18 protein-coding genes are annotated in these 18846 nt (G+C 68.9%); 12 read left to right on the top strand and 6 right to left on the bottom strand.

Annotation, left to right across the window (positions count from 1 at the left end; translation table 11 throughout):
- Positions 1-207 precede the first annotated feature (207 nt).
- Together pheS and pheT are read left to right on the top strand one after the other, a co-directional pair.
- Entirely contained in the window at positions 208-1284 is a 1077-nt protein-coding gene (gene pheS, locus NI2_RS31180) for a phenylalanine--tRNA ligase subunit alpha (protein ID WP_067498526.1), read from the top strand.
- 15 nt (positions 1285-1299) lie between these two features.
- Positions 1300-3801: a phenylalanine--tRNA ligase subunit beta gene (pheT, locus tag NI2_RS31175; protein ID WP_067498524.1), complete on the top strand. Its 2502-nt coding sequence runs from the start codon at positions 1300-1302 to the stop codon at positions 3799-3801.
- 172 nt (positions 3802-3973) lie between these two features.
- On the opposite strand, the gene NI2_RS31170 is transcribed toward pheT, so the two are convergent.
- Positions 3974-4360, bottom strand: coding sequence for a MerR family transcriptional regulator (locus tag NI2_RS31170; protein WP_210740878.1), 387 nt, complete (start codon positions 4358-4360; stop codon positions 3974-3976).
- Positions 4361-4424: 64 nt separating this feature from the next.
- Between NI2_RS31170 and NI2_RS31165 the strand changes: the two genes are divergently transcribed.
- The 10 genes from NI2_RS31165 to NI2_RS31120 all read left to right on the top strand — a co-directional run bounded on the left by NI2_RS31165 (position 4425) and on the right by NI2_RS31120 (position 13673).
- Positions 4425-5291 (top strand): NAD(P)-dependent oxidoreductase, encoded by an 867-nt coding sequence (locus tag NI2_RS31165; RefSeq protein ID WP_067498520.1) that lies wholly within the window; start codon positions 4425-4427, stop codon positions 5289-5291.
- Positions 5292-5342: 51 nt separating this feature from the next.
- The gene (locus NI2_RS31160) at positions 5343-6716 is read left to right on the top strand and encodes a TerD family protein (RefSeq protein WP_166655836.1); all 1374 of its coding nucleotides are present in this window, start codon (positions 5343-5345) and stop codon (positions 6714-6716) included.
- Complete coding sequence (locus NI2_RS31155) at positions 6716-7480, top strand: alpha/beta hydrolase (RefSeq protein WP_067498516.1); 765 nt, start codon at positions 6716-6718, stop codon at positions 7478-7480. Before NI2_RS31160 ends, NI2_RS31155 begins: the two co-directional genes overlap by 1 nt.
- A gap of 23 nt (positions 7481-7503) precedes the next feature.
- Positions 7504-8001, top strand: coding sequence for a hypothetical protein (locus NI2_RS31150; protein WP_067498513.1), 498 nt, complete (start codon positions 7504-7506; stop codon positions 7999-8001).
- 47 nt (positions 8002-8048) lie between these two features.
- Positions 8049-9074 (top strand): hypothetical protein, encoded by a 1026-nt coding sequence (locus NI2_RS31145; protein WP_067498510.1) that lies wholly within the window; start codon positions 8049-8051, stop codon positions 9072-9074.
- Positions 9075-9290 carry a hypothetical protein gene (locus NI2_RS31140; protein WP_067498507.1) on the top strand — a complete coding sequence of 72 codons (216 nt, stop codon included), beginning with the start codon at positions 9075-9077 and terminating at the stop codon, positions 9288-9290.
- A gap of 342 nt (positions 9291-9632) precedes the next feature.
- Positions 9633-12215 carry a sensor histidine kinase gene (locus NI2_RS31135; RefSeq protein ID WP_084477041.1) on the top strand — a complete coding sequence of 861 codons (2583 nt, stop codon included), beginning with the start codon at positions 9633-9635 and terminating at the stop codon, positions 12213-12215.
- 15 nt (positions 12216-12230) lie between these two features.
- Positions 12231-12659, top strand: a complete 429-nt coding sequence (locus NI2_RS31130) for a roadblock/LC7 domain-containing protein (RefSeq protein WP_067498499.1) — start codon at positions 12231-12233, stop codon at positions 12657-12659.
- Positions 12656-13087 (top strand): DUF742 domain-containing protein, encoded by a 432-nt coding sequence (locus tag NI2_RS31125; RefSeq protein WP_084477037.1) that lies wholly within the window; start codon positions 12656-12658, stop codon positions 13085-13087. The genes NI2_RS31130 and NI2_RS31125 overlap by 4 nt, the downstream gene beginning before the upstream one ends.
- 19 nt (positions 13088-13106) lie before the next feature.
- On the top strand, positions 13107-13673 hold the full coding sequence (locus NI2_RS31120; protein WP_067498552.1) for a GTP-binding protein: 567 nt from the start codon (positions 13107-13109) through the stop codon (positions 13671-13673).
- Between the two features lie 73 nt (positions 13674-13746).
- Here NI2_RS31120 and NI2_RS31115 read toward each other — a convergent pair whose 3' ends face one another.
- The 5 genes from NI2_RS31115 to NI2_RS31095 all read right to left on the bottom strand — a co-directional run bounded on the left by NI2_RS31115 (position 13747) and on the right by NI2_RS31095 (position 18772).
- Positions 13747-15132, bottom strand: coding sequence for a lipase family protein (locus NI2_RS31115; RefSeq protein WP_067498495.1), 1386 nt, complete (start codon positions 15130-15132; stop codon positions 13747-13749).
- 90 nt (positions 15133-15222) lie between these two features.
- Positions 15223-15852: a TetR/AcrR family transcriptional regulator gene (locus NI2_RS31110; RefSeq protein ID WP_067498490.1), complete on the bottom strand. Its 630-nt coding sequence runs from the start codon at positions 15850-15852 to the stop codon at positions 15223-15225.
- Between the two features lie 9 nt (positions 15853-15861).
- Positions 15862-16662, bottom strand: coding sequence for an ABC transporter ATP-binding protein (locus NI2_RS31105; protein WP_067498488.1), 801 nt, complete (start codon positions 16660-16662; stop codon positions 15862-15864).
- The gene (locus tag NI2_RS31100; protein WP_067498482.1) at positions 16662-17744 is read right to left on the bottom strand and encodes a FecCD family ABC transporter permease; all 1083 of its coding nucleotides are present in this window, start codon (positions 17742-17744) and stop codon (positions 16662-16664) included. The genes NI2_RS31105 and NI2_RS31100 overlap by 1 nt, the downstream gene beginning before the upstream one ends.
- Positions 17741-18772 carry a FecCD family ABC transporter permease gene (locus NI2_RS31095; RefSeq protein WP_084477035.1) on the bottom strand — a complete coding sequence of 344 codons (1032 nt, stop codon included), beginning with the start codon at positions 18770-18772 and terminating at the stop codon, positions 17741-17743. Before NI2_RS31095 ends, NI2_RS31100 begins: the two co-directional genes overlap by 4 nt.
- Between the last annotated feature and the right edge of the window lie 74 nt (positions 18773-18846).

The following is an 18846-nucleotide window of genomic DNA, read 5'->3' as shown; positions in this document are numbered from 1 at the left end:
TTCGGTGTCGATCTTGGTGAGAACCCTCCGAAAACCGGTCTGACCTGGACTTGTCGGTCCTGGTGGCGACCTTGTGTGGGGTCCGGAAGTGTCCCCCGGTAATCCGGATGAACCGAGCGAACCCCATCCCATAGGATTTATGCAGCACCGATACGGGTAGGCAATGACGCACCCGTGAACCGATCCCCAGGGGAGAGTCGAACAATCGTGGCCGACGACAACAGTGGAGTCGAGCAGGGCGCAGGCCCGTTGGGCGCCGAACTGACCGAGGAGGCACTCGCGGCAGCGGCGGCGGAGGCCGAGAAGGCGTTCGCCGCGGCGGCCGATCTGGACGCGCTCGCGGTCGCCAAGACCGACTACATCGGCGGTAAGTCGCCGATCGCGCTGGCGCAGCGTGAGCTGGGTCGTCTGCCCAAGGAAGAGAAGGCCGACGCGGGCAAGCGGGTCAATATCGCGCGCAAGCGGGTCTCCGACGCCTTCGAGGCGCGCCGCGCGGCGCTGCTGGAAGAGCGTGATCAGGCCGTGCTGGTGGCCGAGAAGATCGACGTCACCCTGCCCGCTCGTCGCCGTCCGGCCGGTGCCCGGCATCCCATCACGGTCATCTCCGAGCAGATCGCCGACGTGTTCGTCGGCATGGGCTGGGAGGTCGCCGAGGGTCCCGAGGTCGAGACCGAGCATTTCAACTTCGACGCGCTGAACTTCCTGCCCGACCACCCGGCGCGCACGATGCAGGACACCTTCCACATCGCCCCCGAGGGGTCGCGCCAGGTGCTGCGCACCCATACCTCCCCGGTGCAGGTGCGTTCGATGCTGGAACGTGAGCTGCCGATCTACGTCGTGTGCCCCGGTCGCACCTTCCGCACCGACGAACTCGACGCCACCCACACCCCGGTGTTCTCCCAGGTGGAGGGTCTGGCCATCGACAAGGGCCTGACCATGGCCCACCTGCGCGGCACGCTCGACGCCTTCGCGCGCGCCCTGTTCGGTCCCGACACCCGAACCCGCATGCGCCCCAACTACTTCCCCTTCACCGAGCCCTCGGCCGAGGTCGACGTGTGGTTCCCGGACAAGAAGGGCGGCGCGGGCTGGGTCGAGTGGGGCGGCTGCGGCATGGTCAACCCGAAGGTCCTCATCGCCAGCGGCATCGATCCCGAGGTGTATTCCGGATTCGCGTTCGGCATGGGCATGGAGCGAACCCTGCAGTTCCGCAACGGGATTCCCGACATGCGCGACATCGTCGAGGGTGACGTTCGGTTCACCCTGCCCTTCGGTATCCGGTCGTAGAGAGAGAGCGAAAACGTGCGAGTAGCACAGTCCTGGCTGACCGAGATCCTGCAGCGCACCACCCCCGAGTGGTCGGTGTCGGCCGAGGAACTCGACGCGGGCTTCGTCCGGGTCGGCCTCGAGGTCGAAGAGGTCGACAAGCTCACCCCGATCGGCGGTGACATCGACAAGCCGCTGGTCGTCGGCCGCGTCGCCGAGATCACCGAACTCACCGAGTTCAAGAAGCCGATCCGCTTCTGCAAGGTCGATGTCGGCAACCCGGAGTTGCAGGAAATCGTCTGTGGCGCCCGCAATTTCGCGGTCGGCGATCTCGTCGTCGTCGTGCTGCCGGGTGGTGAGCTGCCCGGTGGGTTCAAGATCTCCTCCCGCAAGACCTACGGCCACACCTCCAACGGCATGATCTGTTCGGTCGCCGAACTCGGCATCGGCAAGGATCACGACGGCATCCTGGTGCTCGAGCCGGGTTCGGCGCAGCCCGGTGACGACGCCAACGTGCTGCTCGGCACCGACGACACGATCATCGAACTCAACATCACCCCGGACCGCGGTTACTGCTTCTCGGTGCGCGGTCTGGCCCGCGAGCTGGCCTGCGGTTTCGATCTCGAATACGCCGACCCCGCCGTGCGTACGCTGCCCGACGGCGAGGCCGAGGCCTGGTCGGTGCGGCTGGAAGCCGACTCCGAGTGCACCCGCTTCGGCGCCCGGCGCGTTACCGGGGTGAACCCGAACGCGGTGAGCCCGCTGTGGTTGCAGCGCAGGCTGATGCTGGCGGGCATGCGTCCGATCTCCCCGGCGGTCGACGTCACCAACTACGTGATGCTCGAACTGGGGCAGCCGCTGCATGCCTTCGATGCCGCGAAACTCAACGGCGGCTTGGTCGTTCGCTCCGCGCACAAGGGCGAGACCCTGCGCACCCTCGACGACACCGAGCGCACCCTCGACGCCGAGGACGTGGTGATCGCCGACGATTCCGGTGTCATCTCGCTGGCCGGTGTGATGGGTGGGGCGAGCACCGAGGTCGGCGCCGACACCACCGACGTGATTCTCGAGGCCGCCACCTGGAACCCGTTGCGCGTCTACCGGACCTCGCGCAGGCACAAGCTGTCCTCGGAGGCAGCCAAGCGCTACGAGCGGGTCGTCGATCCCGAGATCAATATCGTCGCCCTCGATCGCGCCGCCACCCTGCTCGCCGAAATCACCGGTGGCACCATCGAATCCACGCTCACCGACATCCGGGTGCCGCTGGAAGCGGCGGCGCCGATCGCGATGGACATCGACCTGCCCGACCGCGTCGCGGGCGTCACCTACCCGGCGGGCACCGCCGTGCGTAGGCTGGCCCAGATCGGCGCACACGTCGATATCGAGGTCAACGACGCGGGCAAAACCCAGCTGCTGGTGACTCCGCCGAGCTGGCGTCCCGATCTGTCCCAGCCCGCCGACCTGGTCGAAGAGGTGCTGCGGCTGGAGGGGCTGGAGCAGATTCCGTCGGTGCTGCCGTCGGCGCCCGCCGGTCGCGGTCTGACCGCGCAGCAGAAGCGTCGTCGTGCGGTGAGCCGGGCGCTGGCGTTCGCAGGTGCCGTCGAAGTGCCCGCGCCGGTGTTCCTGCCGGGTGGCGTCTTCGACGTGTGGGGGCTGGATGCCGACGATCCGCGCCGCAACACCACGCGCGTGCTGAATCCCCTCGACGCCGAGCGTCCGGAACTGGCGACAACGCTGCTGCCCGGTCTGCTGGAAGTGGCCGCCCGCAACATTTCTCGCGGCGCCCGTGACCTCACGATCTACGGCATTGCCCAGGTGGTCCAGCCGGGCGAGCAGACCCGTGCGGTCGAGGCGCTGCCGGTCGATCGTCGGCCCACCGATGAGCAGATCGCCGAGCTGAACGCCTCGCTGCCCGCCCAGCCCGTGCACGTGGCGGCTGTGCTCAGCGGCAAGCGTGACCCGCGCGGACCCTGGGGTCCGGGTCGTCCGGCCGAGGCCGCCGACGCGTTCGCACTGGTCGACGAGGTAGCCGACGCCGCAGGTGTGGTGATCGAGCGCCGCGCCGCGGCCTACCTGCCGTGGCATCCCGGCCGCTGCGCCGAACTGCTGGTCGACGGCGTGGTCGTCGGTCACGCGGGCGAACTGCACCCCGCCGTGCTGGAACGCGCCGGTCTTCCCCCGCGCACCTGCGCGCTGGAACTCGACCTCGACGCGCTTCCGCTGGCCGAATCCCGTCCCGCTCCCACGGTTTCGGCGTTCCCCGCCGTGCTGCAAGACGTGTCGATCAGCGTCGAGAAGGCCGTCCCCGCAGCCCAGGTGGAGACCGCCCTGCGCACCGGCGGCGGTGACCTGCTCGAAGACATCGCCCTGTTCGACGTCTACGAGGGCGCCCAGGCAGGGGAGGGCCGCAAGTCCCTCACCTACGCCCTGCGCTTCCGCGCTTCCGCCCGCACCCTCACCGAGGACGAGGCGAGCGCGGCGCGCGATGCTGCCGTCGCCTCGGCCACGGCAGCGGTCGGCGCCGAACTGCGCGCCTGAGATTCCAGCTGAAGCTGAGGCCGTCCGGTATCCGGGCGGCCTCAGTCGGCTTCGGGCAGCGTCAACCCTCTGACGGATCGTCGCGTTGGCCCGGCCCTGGGCGGGGCTGTGCGCGCGGCGACGGTCGCACGGCGGCAACTGCTGGCCGTCGCAGCAGCCGGACCCGGGTGGTTCAGGATCGCAGCGCCTCGGTTCCCGTCAAGGGCGGGTAGTGTTCACCGCCCATCTCTTCCGCTGCGCCGATATAGGTGGTGAGGGCGTCGCGGGAGCGGGCGAGTGCGGCCATCTGTTCCTCGATGCGCGTGAGTCGTGAGCGCATCGCCCCGATCAATTCCGGGCAGCCCGGCAGGTCCGGTACCTCGCCGTGGGCGCACGGCAGGAGGTAGGCGATGTCGGCCGAGGAGAGGCCCGCGGCGAGCAGGTGCCTGATCTGGGTCACCCGCAGGACTGCGCTCTCGTCGTAGTCGCGATAGCTGTTCGAGCGGCGGTTCGCCTCGAGCAGCCCCTGGGCCTCGTAGTAGCGCAGCTGGTGCGTGTGCACGCCGGTTCGTCTGCTCAATTCGCCGATCCGCACGACATCCTCACTTGACCTTCACACCGGTATCAACGTTGACGATGGTGCCATGACCGAAACAACCACTCCCGTCACCGTTCTCGGCCTGGGCCTGATGGGCCGGGCACTCGCCCGTGCCTTCCTCTCCGCCGGGCACCCGACCACCGTCTGGAACCGCACCCCTTCCGCCGCCGAGGAACTGGTCGCCGGCGGCGCCCGGCGCGTCGACACCGTCGCCGACGCCGTGCACGCCGGCCGGCTGATCGTGGTCTGCCTGACCGACTACCCGGCCGTCTACGCGGTGCTCGAGCAGGCCGACCTGGCCGGAACCATCGTCGTCAACCTCACCTCCGGCGACTCCGCCCAGGCCAGGGCGGCGGCCCGCTGGACCGAGCAGCGTGGCGCCCGGTATCTCGACGGCGCGATCATGGCCGTTCCGCCGGTGATCGGGACCACCGACGCCGTCCTCCTGCACAGCGGCGCGCAGGCCGACTTCGACGCGGCCGCGCCGGTACTCGCGGCACTGGGCACCGTCACCCATCTCGGCGCCGATCACGGTCTGGCCGCCCTCTACGACGGCGCCGGGCTGGCCATGATGTGGAGCGTGCTCAACGCCTGGTTGCAGGGCACCGCGATGCTGCGGACCGCCGGTGTCGACGCACGCACCTTCACGCCGTTCGCCGCGCAGATCGCCACCGGCGTGGCCACCTGGCTGCCCGGATACGCCGAACAGGTCGACAACGGCGCCTATCCCGCCGAGGTCGCGGCCCTGTCGACCGATGCCGCGTCGATGGCGCACCTCGTCGAGGAGTGCGAAGCGCTCGGGGTGAACGCGGAGCTGCCGAAACTGTTGAAGGCGATGGCCGAAAGGGCGATCGCCGCCGGTCACGGGGCCGAGCAGTACCCGGTGCTCATCACCGAGTTCGCCAAGCCGTAGCCGGATCGGTGGTGGGCCGGTGGCGGGGCGGGATAGGTTGGCAGCGTGTCGATGATGAAAGGCGCCAATGTCGTGGTGCCCGCCGCCGAGGTCCGGGTCGAAGTGAGTTGGCAGGCGGGGCCGGGGGTGCCCGACGCGGATGCGTCCGCCCTGCTGCTCGCCGGGACCAAGGTGCGCTCCGACGACGATTTCGTGTTCTACAACCAGGCGGTGCACCCCTCCGGGGCGGTGCGCCACGTCGGGAAACACCAGGGCCCGACGGTTGTCGACACCCTGTCGGTGCGGTTGGCGCAGGTGGAACCGCAGATCGAGAAGATCGTGCTGGCCGCCTCCGCCGACGGCGGCACCTTCGGCCAGTTCCGCGACCTCTGCATCCGGGTGCTCGACGCGGCGACCGGTGGGGAGGTCGCCCGATTCGACAGCACCGGCGCCGCCACCGAGACCGCGTTCGTCCTCGGCGAGTTGTACCGCCGCCAGGGTGCGTGGAAGTTCCGCGCGGTGGGCCAGGGGTACGACACCGGACTGGCCGGGCTCGCAACGGATTTCGGCATCACCGTCGACGATGCCCCGGTCGACCAGCCCTTCACCCCGCCCCCGAGCCGGCCGACTCCCGCTGTTCAACCGCAGCAGCCGGCACCGCCACCGACCCAGCCCTACGCGCCGCCGCAGGGCCAACCACAACCGGTCCAGCCTGGGCAGTATGCACCGCCGGGACAACCTTTCGCCGCACCGAACCAACCGCATCCGGGCGCTCAATTCCCCTCGCCTGCAACACCATCCGGGCAAGCTCCGGTGAACCTCGCGAAAGTCTCCCTCACCGAGGAATCCCCGAGCGTCTCGCTCACCAAGCACGGCGCCACTGGCGGTGTGATGCGGGTGAATCTCAACTGGACCTCGATGGCCGCCACCGGCCGCATCTTCGGCAAACTGCGCGGCAAGAACATCGATCTCGACCTGTGCTGTTTCTTCGAATTGGTCAACGGCGCGATCGGGTCCGTCCGGGCGCTGGATCGGCGTTTCGGCGCGCTCTACGAACCACCGTTCATCCACCTCGACCAGGACGACCGCACCGGCGCGAGCATCACCGGTGAGAACCTGTCGATCAATCTCGACTACACCCGGTTCTTCCGCCGCATCCTCGTGTTCGCCTCGATCTACGACGGGGCAAGCGATTTTCGCAACGTCCACGCCACCGTCACCCTGCACCCGGTGAATTCGGCGCCGATCGAGATGACACTCGACGGGTGCACCGACAACTCCCGCGACGCCGTGCTCGCGGTGCTCGAGAACGTCAACGGTGAACTCGTGGTGCGCCGCGAGGGTGTCTTCGTCCGGCCGCCCGCCGGGCAGCCGGGTGGCGGCGTGATGGAGATCGCGCGACTCTACAACTGGGACTTCGGTTTTCAAGCGGGACGCGGTAAGTGATGCGACATCCGGCGACCAGGGTGCTCAACGCACTGGTCTACCACCCCGAGCGGCACCTCGCGCAGACGCCGGCCGCGCTCGGCCTGGACTACCGCGATCTGCACATGCGCACCGCCGACGGCATCGATCTGCACGGCTGGTTCGTACGTGCCGCACGCCCGCACGCTCACATCCTCTATGCCCACGGCAACGCCGGGACCATCGGTGACCGGGTGTCGATCATCGCGCTGCTGGTCGCCGCCGGTTTCGACGTGCTCGCCTTCGATTACCGAGGTTTCGGGCACAGCAGCGGCGCCCCCGGTGAGCACGGCACCTACCTGGACGCGCGTGCGGCGCGCACCGCCCTGCTCGAGCAGCCGGAGGTCGACCCCGCACGGGTCGTCTACCTGGGCAAATCGCTCGGCGGTGGGGTGTTGCTCGAGCTGGCGGGCGAGCACCCGCCCGCGGGCATGGTCCTGATGTCGACCTTCAGCGGTATGCGTGACGCCGCGCGCTCGGTCTATCCGTTCCTGCCCGCACCGCTGGTCCCCGACGCCTACCCGAACCTGCGCCGCATTTCCGCGCTGCGGGTGCCGGTGCTGATGATGCACGGCGAACACGACGAACTGCTGCCGCTGCGCCATGCCGAACGCCTGTATGCGGCCGCGAACGAGCCCAAGCAGTTGATCGTGGTTCCCGGGGCGGGCCACAACGATGTCATCGACACGCTCGGACCGCGCTGGCCACAGCTCATCGCGCAGTGGAGTGAGTTCCTCGACAGGTGAGCTCGGCTGCGTAGCCTGGCAATATGAGCGAAACGAGCGAGATCCTCGGCCGGCTGGCCGCGCTGCCCGACGCCGAGTTGGTATCGCTGCTGCGCGCGGCGGTGTCGGGCAGGCCGGGGCTCGGCGCCGTCGCCGCCGCGCTGGCTCAGGTGGAGGCCGGTCATGCCGAGGTCGGCCCGCCTGTGATGCTCGACACCGAGGCCGAGATCGTCGACGCGGAGCCTGTGGCATCGGAGCAGGTCGGAGATGGTCATGCGGTACCGCCGGTACCGTTCGGGGGTTCCGGACCCGCCGCGAACGCTGTGACCGGCGGATATTCCACTTCTGGAGTGCCGACATTCGACGCGGTTCGCGATAAGGTCGAGCAGCGTTTCGGCACCGCCCAGGGCATGGGTGAACTCGACCGGCAGACCCCGGCGGGCCGCAGCGCCGACGAACAATGGGAGGCGCGGGGCAAGGCCGCGCGCGAGCGTCTGGATCAGATCCGGAAGGCGATGCGGGACAACGATTCCGGCGCCTAGCCTCGCGTCCTCCCAGCCGAGCGACAACCGTGATTGGGTGGACATACATGACGCAGGCGCGCCAGATCGCCGAACGACTGCTCGACGCGCAGGTCGACTACCTGGTCGGCGAGGTGACCGGCGAACGGTTCGCCGAGGTGATCGCCCGCGACGTGGCGGCCGTACTCGCCGTCGGCGACACCATCCGCTTCGGTGATGTGGTCTCCCTGGCCGACGGCGAGGAGACGGTGGCACGGGTCTTCGACCGCATCGGCGGTTCGCCGGTCATCGCCGACACGGTCGGGGTGTTCTCCGACGCCATCTACGACCACATCGCCACCAACACCGACTACACCCTCGGTGATGTCGTCGACCGTGAACCGGTGGAAGCGCTGCTGGAGAAGATCTTCGGTATGCACCAGGCCCAGGAACGCATTCTGGACCGGCTCACCGAGAGCCCGCTCGTGGCGACCGTCGCGTCGCGTTTCGTCGACAAGCTGATCGGCGACTTCATGCAGGCCAATCGGGAACGCGCCGAGAAGATTCCGGGTGTGTCCTCGCTGATGTCGCTCGGCCAGTCCGCGGCCAACCGCGCCAAGAAGGTCGCCGCCGACAGTACCTTCGTCGGTGACCTCGCCGGCAAGGGCGCGCTGTTCGCGCTCAAGCGCACCAACAACGCCATCCGCGACATGCTGCGCGACGCCCCCGTGCACTCGGCGGCGATGGAATTCTGGGACCTGCACGCCGACGAACCGGTGGCGGGCCTGCGCGAATACCTCACCCAGAAGGACCTCAACGAACTGGTCCAGATCTGCTACGAAATCGCGGTCACCACCAGGGAGAAGGAATACTTCGGCCTACTGGTCCGCGAATGCGTCGAGGTGTTCTACACCCGCTACGCAGACCACACCCTCTCCTCGATGCTTCCCGAACTCGGCCTGAACGCCGACGACATCAGCACCGAAATCCTGCGCTACGGGCCCGCCGTCATCGAAGCGGCCAAGCGCAACGGTGTCCTCGCCCAACTCCTGCGCGAACGCCTCGAACCCTTCTATTACTCCGACCAGGTCCTCGGTATTCTCGCCGGGGAATGAGTGTCGATCCCCACTCGAAGCGGGCCGGAGGGCGAAGGTTCCTTCCAGCCGCATGCGGGTTTCCGTGCGCTGGCGCGGGTCGACTCGGGTGAGGACACCGCTGACACCTCGATCTCGGTTCAGTGGGGTGCCGTCCTGATCGCGGTCGACCACTACCGGCACCGGGCGAGTGCGAAGCTCACGCAGAAGGATGTGGCTGCGGCGGCGTTGCGGTAATTTCGGCGAATTGCCCGAATTATCGCAGTGGACGGTTATCGTTCGTATCCGGTTCACCGCAAGTCTTCTCGGCTTTATGGCTCGGTAAATGTGGGTGGCGTCACAGCGGAAACTGTGCGGAACAAGTCGGACATCGAACGAATCCGTCACCGAATTACGGTGGGAGCGGTGAGCTTTCCGACACAGAGAGCCCCGTTGATTTCCGGCATGTTGAGATCAATGCACGAATCTCGTTCTTACGCCGTCCCGGATTGACCGCGCCCCCGGGGCAGTGCAAGTTGACACCTGACTTTCGGTGGGCCGCCGCGAAATACCGCGTGTGGTGTTTCAGAGGAGCAGGTGGTGCGTTCACATTCCCGTCGGCGGGCCGCGGGTGGCGGGCTGATCCGGCCGCGCACCATTTCCGGGCAGCTCGCCCGGATTCTCGCGGTATCGCTGGTGCTCGTGCTCGTGCTGCTCGGGGTGACGATGTCGACCCAGATCACCGCGTTCCGGCGCAGCGGAGAAACCGTGGACGCGGTCGCGGTTGCCCTGGCCGCACAGGATCTGGTGCACCAGGTGCAGCGCGAACGCGGGCTCAGCAACGGTCTGCTCGGCGGTGACGCGCGGCTGGTGCAGGCGGTCGGGGACCAGCGTCCTGCCACCGACGCGGCGCTGCGCACCCTGAGCGCCGCGCTGACCGCCGACCCACCCGGCGCGGGTGAGGTGCGCTCGGCACTCGGCCATCTCGGCGGTCTGCCCGGCGTCCGGTCGCAGATCGACACCAGGACCGTTTCCCGACAGGCCGCGTTCCAGTTCTATTCCGACAGCATCGACGCGCTCAACCGGCTCGCCCTCGGCCTGGATCAAGCCCGCGACCCCGCCGTGCGCCACGGCCTGCAAGCGCTCTATGCCCTGGGTGACGCCAAGGAGTTCACCGCCCGCGAACGTGGCTTCCTCAACGGTGTGTTCGCGGCGGGGGAATTCGTGGCGGGGGAGTACGTGCAATTCCTCGACATCCGCGCGGCCCGCACCGCCGCGCTCACTCAGTTCGACCGCGAGGCGACTCCGGGCCAGCGCGACCGGCTCGCCGCCGTTGTGGGCGGTGAAAGCGCCACGCGGGCAGCGGAATCGGAGAATGTCGCCATCGCGTCCACCGCCGGACCGTTGACCGCTCCGGTCGACCCGGCGGTGTGGTGGTCGCAGATGACCGAGGTGATCGACGCACAGCGCACCGTGCAGCAGGCCGTCGGCGACGATGTGCGGACCCGCGCCGCCGACCTGCGCCGCACCGCGGCCATCGTGCTGGCCGCCTTCGCTCTTGCCGCACTGCTCGCGATGGCCGCCGAGGTCGCGCTGGTGTTCGCGAGTGTCCGGGCCATCGTGCGACCCCTGGCCGAGCTCGCCGCCGAGGCCGATGACGTGGCTTCCACCCGATTGCCCGAGGTGATCGCCGCATGGCGCGGCTCCGCCGACACCCGCCCCGACCCACCCGCGCCCGTCCGTACCCCACCGGGTGCGAGTGCCGAGATCGGTGCTGTCGCACGCGCTTTGGACCGCGTGCAGAGCACCGCCTTCGACCTCGCCTCCGAACAGGCGCTGGTGCGGCGCAACACCACCGAGTCGATGGCGAACCTGGCCCGGCGCAACCAGAATCTCGTGCGCAGGCAACTCGGCCTCATCAGCGAGTTCGAACGCGAGGAACTCGACCCGAAAACCCTGTCCAACCTGTTCGAACTCGACCATCTCGCCACCCGCATGCGGCGCAATGCCGAAAGCCTCCTGGTGCTGGTCGGCGAGGCGAGCCCCCGCCGGTGGGCCGAACCGATCGCGCTCACCGACGTCATCCGGGCCGGGCTCTCGGAGGTCGACGACTACCGGCGGGTGGTGCTGCGTCGCGTCGACGAGGTCGCGATCACCGGTGCGGTGGTCAGCGATCTCGCGCACGCTCTGGCCGAGCTCATCGAGAACGGCTTGGCGTTTTCCCCACCCGATCTCGAGGTGGAGATCTACGGGCGCAAGGTGGCCGGTGGGTACCTGCTCGCGGTGGTCGACCACGGCGTCGGCATGTCCGCCGAACAGCTCGCCGAAGCCAATGCCCGCCTACGCGGCGAGCAGGACTTCATCGTCGCCTCCACCCGCTACCTCGGCCACTACGTCGTCGGCCGCCTCGCCGGCCGTCTAGGTATAGACGTGGAACTCAACACCTCACCGGTGAGCGGCATCGTCGCCCGGCTGTTGCTGCCATCGAGCCTGATCGCCGACGAAAGTTTCTCCGGGCGACCGGAATCCGGTGGTGCTCGAGTGGGCCGACAGTCCACGGGGAGCCACGACGGCGACGTCAACAGCTCGCCCGCCGATGCACGGCACAGCCGGGGACAGACGGCGGCGAGCGGAGCCGGCCGCGTACCGGAATCCTCTCGACGCGGTGCCGGCCACAACGCCTCCAACCGACCGACGCCGACGCCGACGCGGAATGGCACGCCGCTGCCGAACTTCGATCAGCATGATGGCCGACAACTACGAGTGGATTCGCTGAACGGCCACCACTCGGCTCAGCAGCCCGTCGTTCTTCCCGCCGATCCGCCCGGCGCCGACCAGGGTTCCCCTGTCGTTCCCTCGCCCTACATTCAATTCCTCACCGGCACAGACGCGACCGCCCGGAGCGGTTTCAACCTGTCGCCGGAACCGCGCGGCACTCGGGGCGACGGGGTGGGCGGTGACCTCGACGTTCCTGGTCAGGCGTCGGTCGAACGTACCCGCAACGGCCTGGTGAAGCGCGCCAAACGCACCACATCTTCGGACCGTCCCCGCCGCGAAGTCCCGCTTCACGACCGCCCGCCGGTCGCCGAACGCACTCCAGACCAGACCCGAAGCATGCTCGCCGCGTTCCGTACCGGCCACGAAACCGGTAGCGGGACAAGCGAAGACGATCCGATCCGCTGACAGCAAGGAGCCACGGTGACCGCTCACCTCCCGACCGCCGACCCGCACACCTTCAACTGGCTGCTGGGCAATTTCGTGCGCAATACCGATGGGGTGCGCGACACGGTCGCCGTTTCGTCGGACGGCCTACTCATCGCTATGTCGGAAGGTCTCGACCGTACGGGCGCCGACCGGCTCGCCGCCATGGTGTCCGGGCTGTCCAGCCTGGCCCGAAGTGCCTCGCGCAGTTACGACTTCGACGGCCTGAAGCTGATCCTGATCGAGATGAAGCGCGGCTTCCTGCTCGTCTCGGCGCTGGGCGACGGCAGCTGCCTCGGCGTGATCGCCGACGGCGGGTGCGACGTCGGTCTCGTGGGCTACGAGATGGCCGTGCTCGCCGAACGCGCGGGCGCCCTGCTCGATCCGATGTTGATCGGCGAGCTGCGAGAGACGTTGCGCCGATGAGGGATTCCGACCGGCCGCGGCTGCCCGACCCGCGCATGGTCCCGCTGAATCAGCCGACGAGCTGGAGCGCCGGGCAACCAGTCGCCCGGCCAGTCGACGACACCGATGACGATCGGTTCGTCCGCCCGTTCGTCGTCACCTCGGGCCGCACGGTCCCGGTCCTCGACGGCCTGCGCCTCGAAACCCTGGTCGTGGCAGCACCTTCGGCCTTGTCGGCACCGTTGCGTTTCGAGGAGCACACCGTCGTGCGGTTGTGCCGGCATCCCCACTCCATCGCCGAAATCGGTGCCGCCCTGCGTATTCCGGCCGGTATCGCCAAGGTGATCGTCAGCGATCTGGCCGTAGCCGGTCAGGTGACCGTGCGCGACGCGCCCGAGCTGACGACCGCCGCCATCGAAAGGATCACCGACCTTGTCCGCGCACTCTGAAACACGCATCGCGGCGTCGATGCCGGCATCGGTGAAGATCGTGGTCAGCGGCGGTTTCGGCGTCGGCAAGACGACCTTCATCGGCGCCATCTCCGAGATCGAGCCACTGGTCACCGAGGCCGCGATGACCGAGGTGTCGATCGGCGTCGACAACCCCGGCCGCCATGCCGAGAAGACCGCGACCACGGTCGCGCTGGACTTCGGCCGCATCACCCTCGACCGCTCCCTGATCCTGTACCTGTTCGGCACCCCCGGCCAGGACCGCTTCGTCTTCCTGTGGGACGACCTCGTCGACGGCGCCCTCGGCGCGGTGATCGTGGTCGACACCGCCCGCGTCGAAGACTGCTACCCCGTCCTCGACTACTTCGAAGACCACAACACTCCCTTCGTCGTCGTGGTCAACCGCTTCCCGGACACACCCCACTTCGACCTGTCCGAAGTCCGCGAAGCCCTCGGCCTCGACGACTGGATCCCCGTCCTGGACTGCGATGCCCGCGACCGAGACTCCGTGCGCGACATCCTCGTGGCACTCCTCGAGCAGGTCCTGCTGCACCGCGCCCCGCCCCGCCACCGGGAAGTGAGCTGAGCAGGGCCGGCGGAGCGGTGGGCACGGGCGTCGCGCGGCGCGTATGGCACGCACCGCCACGACATTCGATGCCTCAGCGGCTGCCCAGCGGGGCTCCGAAGAAGGTGGCGAACTTGGCGGACAGGGTGTCGCCGAGGAAGGTCAGGGCGCCGGGAGTGGCAGCCATGGTCCCTGCGTCGGAGGTGGTGCAGCCCTGCGGTGCAGGGACCCCGTCGAGCCGGTCGCGCAGCCAGAGCAGGGCGGCGGGGCCGCCGACGACCTCGGCGACGATGTGTTCGCTCGCGTGGTCGCGGGTGTAGGTCAGGGAGGTGTTCGGGTCCCGGCAGTAGGAGTCGACCAGGGTGTCGGTCGCGGCGAGGGGGAGGATCTCGTCCCACGCGGAATGCCACAGGAACAGCGGCATATCGGGGACGGACTTGCCCATGCGTGTGTCGTCGAGCATGGCCGCCACCGGCGGATCGTCGAGCGGATTGCCGTCGGAACCGATCATGCCGGTGAGGTCGAGGAACGGCAGCAGCGCCGACTGGTATTGCACGCACAGCGGCGACTTGACCGCCATCAGTCCCCTGCCGAGCGGGTTCAGTCGTTGATCGAGATAGGTTGCGAAATCAGGGTATTCGCGAGTGAGACCCAGCACGGCGGCGAAGACCAGACCCGAGGTGAGCTGGTTGTTCGCCATGCTCAGTGCGGCACCGAGGTCGGCGCCGACGCCACCCTCGGCCGCGCCGACGATATTCAATTCAGGTGCGTAACTCGCGTGCAGCTCGGCGGCGTGCCCGGTCGCGATCGATCCGCCGGAGTACCCGTAGAGGCCGACCGGTGCGGCGGGCCCCACCTCGAGCGGCGCGAATCCGGTCGCGGCACGAATGCCGTCGAGGGTGATCCGGCCCGCCAGCGGTCCGGCGGCGTAGGCCGAGTACGGACCCTGATGGTCGGGCACGACGACCGCCCAGCCCTGCGCCAGCGCCGCCTGCGCGAACAGGAATTCGGCGGGCACCACGATCTGTCCGGCGACCGGCGCGACCGAAAGATGTTGCAGCGCATAGGACGGCGCGCAATAGCCCGCGGTGGAGTCCTCGGCCAGCTGGACCGAGAGCAGCTTGCGCGGTGAGACCGCCTGTCCGCGTGGCTTGATCAGCGTGGCCACGGCCGGGATCGCCTCGTCGCGACTGTTGTTGGAGCGGTAGGACACCTGCCACGCGTCGACATCGACCGGCAGCACGCCGAAGTCGGCGATGGTGACCTGCCTGGCCGCGATGATCGCGCCGGGTTCGGTCGCCGCCACCACATCGGCGGGCGGGAGGTAGAAACCCGGATCGAGCTCGGGCGGCAGCGGAATCATCGGGGCGGGCGGGATCGCCGTCGGCTCGGCCGCGACCGGACCGGCCGCCACCACCGTTACCGCCGCGAGCACGCTCGTGGCCAGGGCGAGCCAACGCGGAATCAGGGGAGATCTCATCGTGCACAGTCCTCACAGGAATTGAGACGCCTTCGTCTCAATGGCGGCTACTATGGCACGAGTGTGGTGTGGATCGCAATCAGCTGCGGGTTACGCAGGCGAGGTCAGGGCATTGAGCAGGGTGGTGAAGACATCGACGAGATCGTCGACGGGCGGCCGCGGGTCGTCGAGACTCCACTGGTGCACGGCGCCGTTGACGGCGCCGATGAAGGCCGCCATCGCCATCCGCCAACCGCCCGGCGGCGTGCGCACACCGTCGCGCGCGGCCGCGACGGTGGCGACCACCTCGCCCCACTGATCCCGGACCCGAGCCCGGTGTTCCTCGACCGAGGCGCTCACCCCGACGATCTCGACGAACGCCACCTTGGCCGCCCGGATGTCGTCGGTGATGGTTGTCGTGTAAGCCCGCAGCGCGGCTTCGATGAGGGTGCGCAGGTCGTCGCTGCCGACCGCCGCCAGCGCGGCGAGCACGGCGTCACGCGCCCTACCCTGCACCGTGTCGTACACCGCGACCAGCAGTTCCTCGCGTCCGGCGAACTGCTCGTAGAACTGCCGTCGCGACAGACCGGCCGCGGCGCACACATCGGTGAGCGAACTGTTGGCGTACGACTTCTCCGCGAAGACGGTCAGCCCGGCCTCGATGAACAGCGCACGACGCTCGACCTGCCGCTCGGCGACCGAAGTGCCGGTGTAGTTGTGCCGAGTGCGCCCAGATATCACCCCACGACCCTACGAGGTGGCCGCCTCGACGGGGCCGATCGGGACCACCAGCGGGGTGCCGGTGACCGGATCCTCGATCACCTTCGCGCGCAGCCCGAACACCTGCGCCACCACGTCCTCGGTGAGCACTTCGGCAGGCGTGCCCGCCGCGACCACGCGTCCGGCCCGCATCGCGACCAGCCGGTGGGCATAGCGTGCGGCGAGATTGAGGTCGTGCAGCACCATCACCACCGTGCGGTTCGCCTCGGCGTGCAGCCGCCGGACCAGGTCGAGCACCTCGATCTGGTGGGCGAGGTCGAGGAAGGTGGTCGGTTCGTCGAGTAACAACAGGTCGGTGTTCTGGGCCAGCGCCATCGAGATCCAGGCGCGCTGGCGTTGCCCGCCGGACAGTTCGTCGAGCGAGCGGTCGGCGAACTCGACCATATCGGTCCAGGTCAGCGCCTCGGTGACGGCGGACTCGTCGTCCTGGGACCACTGGCGGTACCACCGCTGGTGCGGGTGCCTGCCCCGCGCGACGAGGTCGGCGACGGTGAGGCCGTCCGGGGCGAGCGGGGATTGGGGCAGGATGCCGAGTACGCGCGCCACGTCCCTGGTCGACATCCGGTCGATGCGTTTGCCGTCGAGGTGCACATGACCACCGGTGGGCCGCAGGAGCCGGGCCATCGCGCGCAGGAGCGTGGATTTTCCGCAACCATTGGGTCCGATCACCGCGGTGATCGTGCCGCCGGTGACCTCGAGATCCAGCCCGTCGACGACGGTGGTCGTCCCGTAACCGAGGGTCAAGGCGTCGGCCTGGAGCCGAACGGTCATCACACGCCCGCTTTCCCGGCGCGATTGCGCCGCATCAACAGATAGATCAGATAGGGGGCGCCGAGCACGGCGGTGACCACCCCGACGGGCAGCTCGCCCGAGGGCAGCAGCGTGCGGGCGACAAGATCGGCGGCGACGGTGAAGGCCGCGCCGAGCATCGCCGAGGTGAGCAGCGGTGGCTGGGCCGAACCGGTGAGCCGCAGCGCCACCTGTGGCACCGCGAGGGCGATGAAGATGACGGCCCCCGCCGAGGCGGTCGCGACCCCGGCGAGCAGTACCGCCAGCACCAGCAGGGTCAGGCGGGCGGTGTTGAGCCGGATGCCGAGCGAGCGGGCGGTGTCGTCGCCGAAGTGCAGGGCACCGAGCAGGTGGGTGCCCGCGAGGACCACCGGCACCAGGACAGCCAGGGCGATGGCGACCGGTGTCACCTGGATCCAGCCGCTGCCGTTGAGGCTGCCGGTCAGCCAGGTCACCGCCCGCGTCGCGACATCGACTTCCCCGACACTGAGCAGCCAGAACGTCACGCTGGACAGCAGCGAACCGGCGCCGAGGCCGACCAGTACGAGTCGATACCCTTCGATGCCGCCGCGCCAGGCCAGCACGAAAACTCCCAGCGCGGCGAGTAATCCGCCGAGCATGGATGCCACCGGCACCCCGATCTCGGCCACCGCGCCGCTGACCTGCCCCCGGCTGCCCGACAGCGCGATCACCGCGACCGCGGCGACGCTCGCGCCCGCGGTGACACCGAGAATATCGGGACTGGACAACGGGTTTCGCGCGATGCCCTGGGTGATCGCGCCGGACAACGCGAGCGCCGCGCCGACCAGCGCACCGGTGAGAATCCGCGGCAGCCGCAGATCCCACACCACGTATGCCAGCCCGTCGTCGCCACCACCGGTGAGCACCGCGAGCACATCCAGCGGCGTGACCGGGCCGCCGTCGGGCATCGTGTAGGTGCCGAGTGCGAGCGCGACACAACTGGTGACACCGAGCACCGCCACGCCGAGCAACAGGACCGCCGTGGTGCGCAATCGCAACTGCCAGGACACCGGTCCCAGCCGGACCGCCCGCACGGTACTCATACGGTCACCAGCTTCCGGCGACGGACGAGCACGATGAAGAACGGCACGCCGACGAAGGCGAGCATGATGCCCGCGGGCAGTTCGCCCTTGTCCAGCACCACTCGTCCCGCGATGTCGGCGACCAGCACGAGGATCACGCCGAGCAGCCCGGCGACCGGAACCAGCCAGCGGTAGTCGGGTCCGGTGATGCCGCGTGCGAGGTGTGGAACGACGAGTCCGACGAACCCGAGCGGCCCGGCGATCGCCACCACCGCGCCGGTGAGCAGCACGATCGAGCCGATGCCGACGGTGCGGGCCAGCGTGACGCGATGACCGAGCGCGCGGGCGGTGTCCTCACCCAGGCCGAGGGCGTTGAGCGCGGCGGTGTTGGCCAGGGCGAGCACGATCCCGGCGACGACGAAAGGTGTTGCCTTACCGAGCAAGTCGAGACTGGTTCCCGCCAGCGACCCGGCCTTCCAGAAGCGGTAGATATCGGTGACGTCGGTGTCGAACAGCACCACCGCCGAGATCAGCCCCTGCAACAGATAGCTGACGGCGGCGCCGGCCAGCGCGAGAGTCACCGGGGTCGGCCCGCCCCGTCCCGTCGTCCCGATGACGAACACCGTGACGGTGGCGATCAACGCACCCGCGAAACCGAACCACACATAGCCGAACAGGCTCGAGATGCCACCGACCATCACCGCCGCGACGATGCCGAGCGCCGCACCCTGGGTGATGCCGAGCAGCGCCGGATCCGCGAGCGGGTTCCTGGTGTGGCCCTGGATCACCGCGCCCGCGATGCCGAGCGCGAGTCCGGCGAGGATCCCCAGCAGGGTGCGCGGCAGCCGAAGGCCGTTGACGATGGCACCGGTCTCGGTGTCGGTGGTGCCGCCGAGCGCTTGCAGAACCTCCAGGGGAGCGATGAATTTCGAGCCGACGGCCATGCTGAGCAGCACGGCCGCGAGCACCGCGACCAGCAGGCCCGCGATGAGTAGCAACCGGCGAGACCGCGTGTCGGCGAACACGGCTCCGGGCGGCGATGCGGTCACTTTCCCTCTTCGTAGTTGGTAATTAGGTAAGGCTTCGCTACGTTAGCAACCCTGAGGACAACCGAACCACCCGG

Origin of the sequence: Nocardia ignorata NBRC 108230 (genome assembly GCF_001612905.1) — a bacterium.
Taxonomy (GTDB): domain Bacteria; phylum Actinomycetota; class Actinomycetes; order Mycobacteriales; family Mycobacteriaceae; genus Nocardia; species Nocardia ignorata.
The sequence above is the reverse complement of the archived record's forward strand: the minus strand, read 5'-3'. Positions and strand labels throughout refer to the sequence as shown.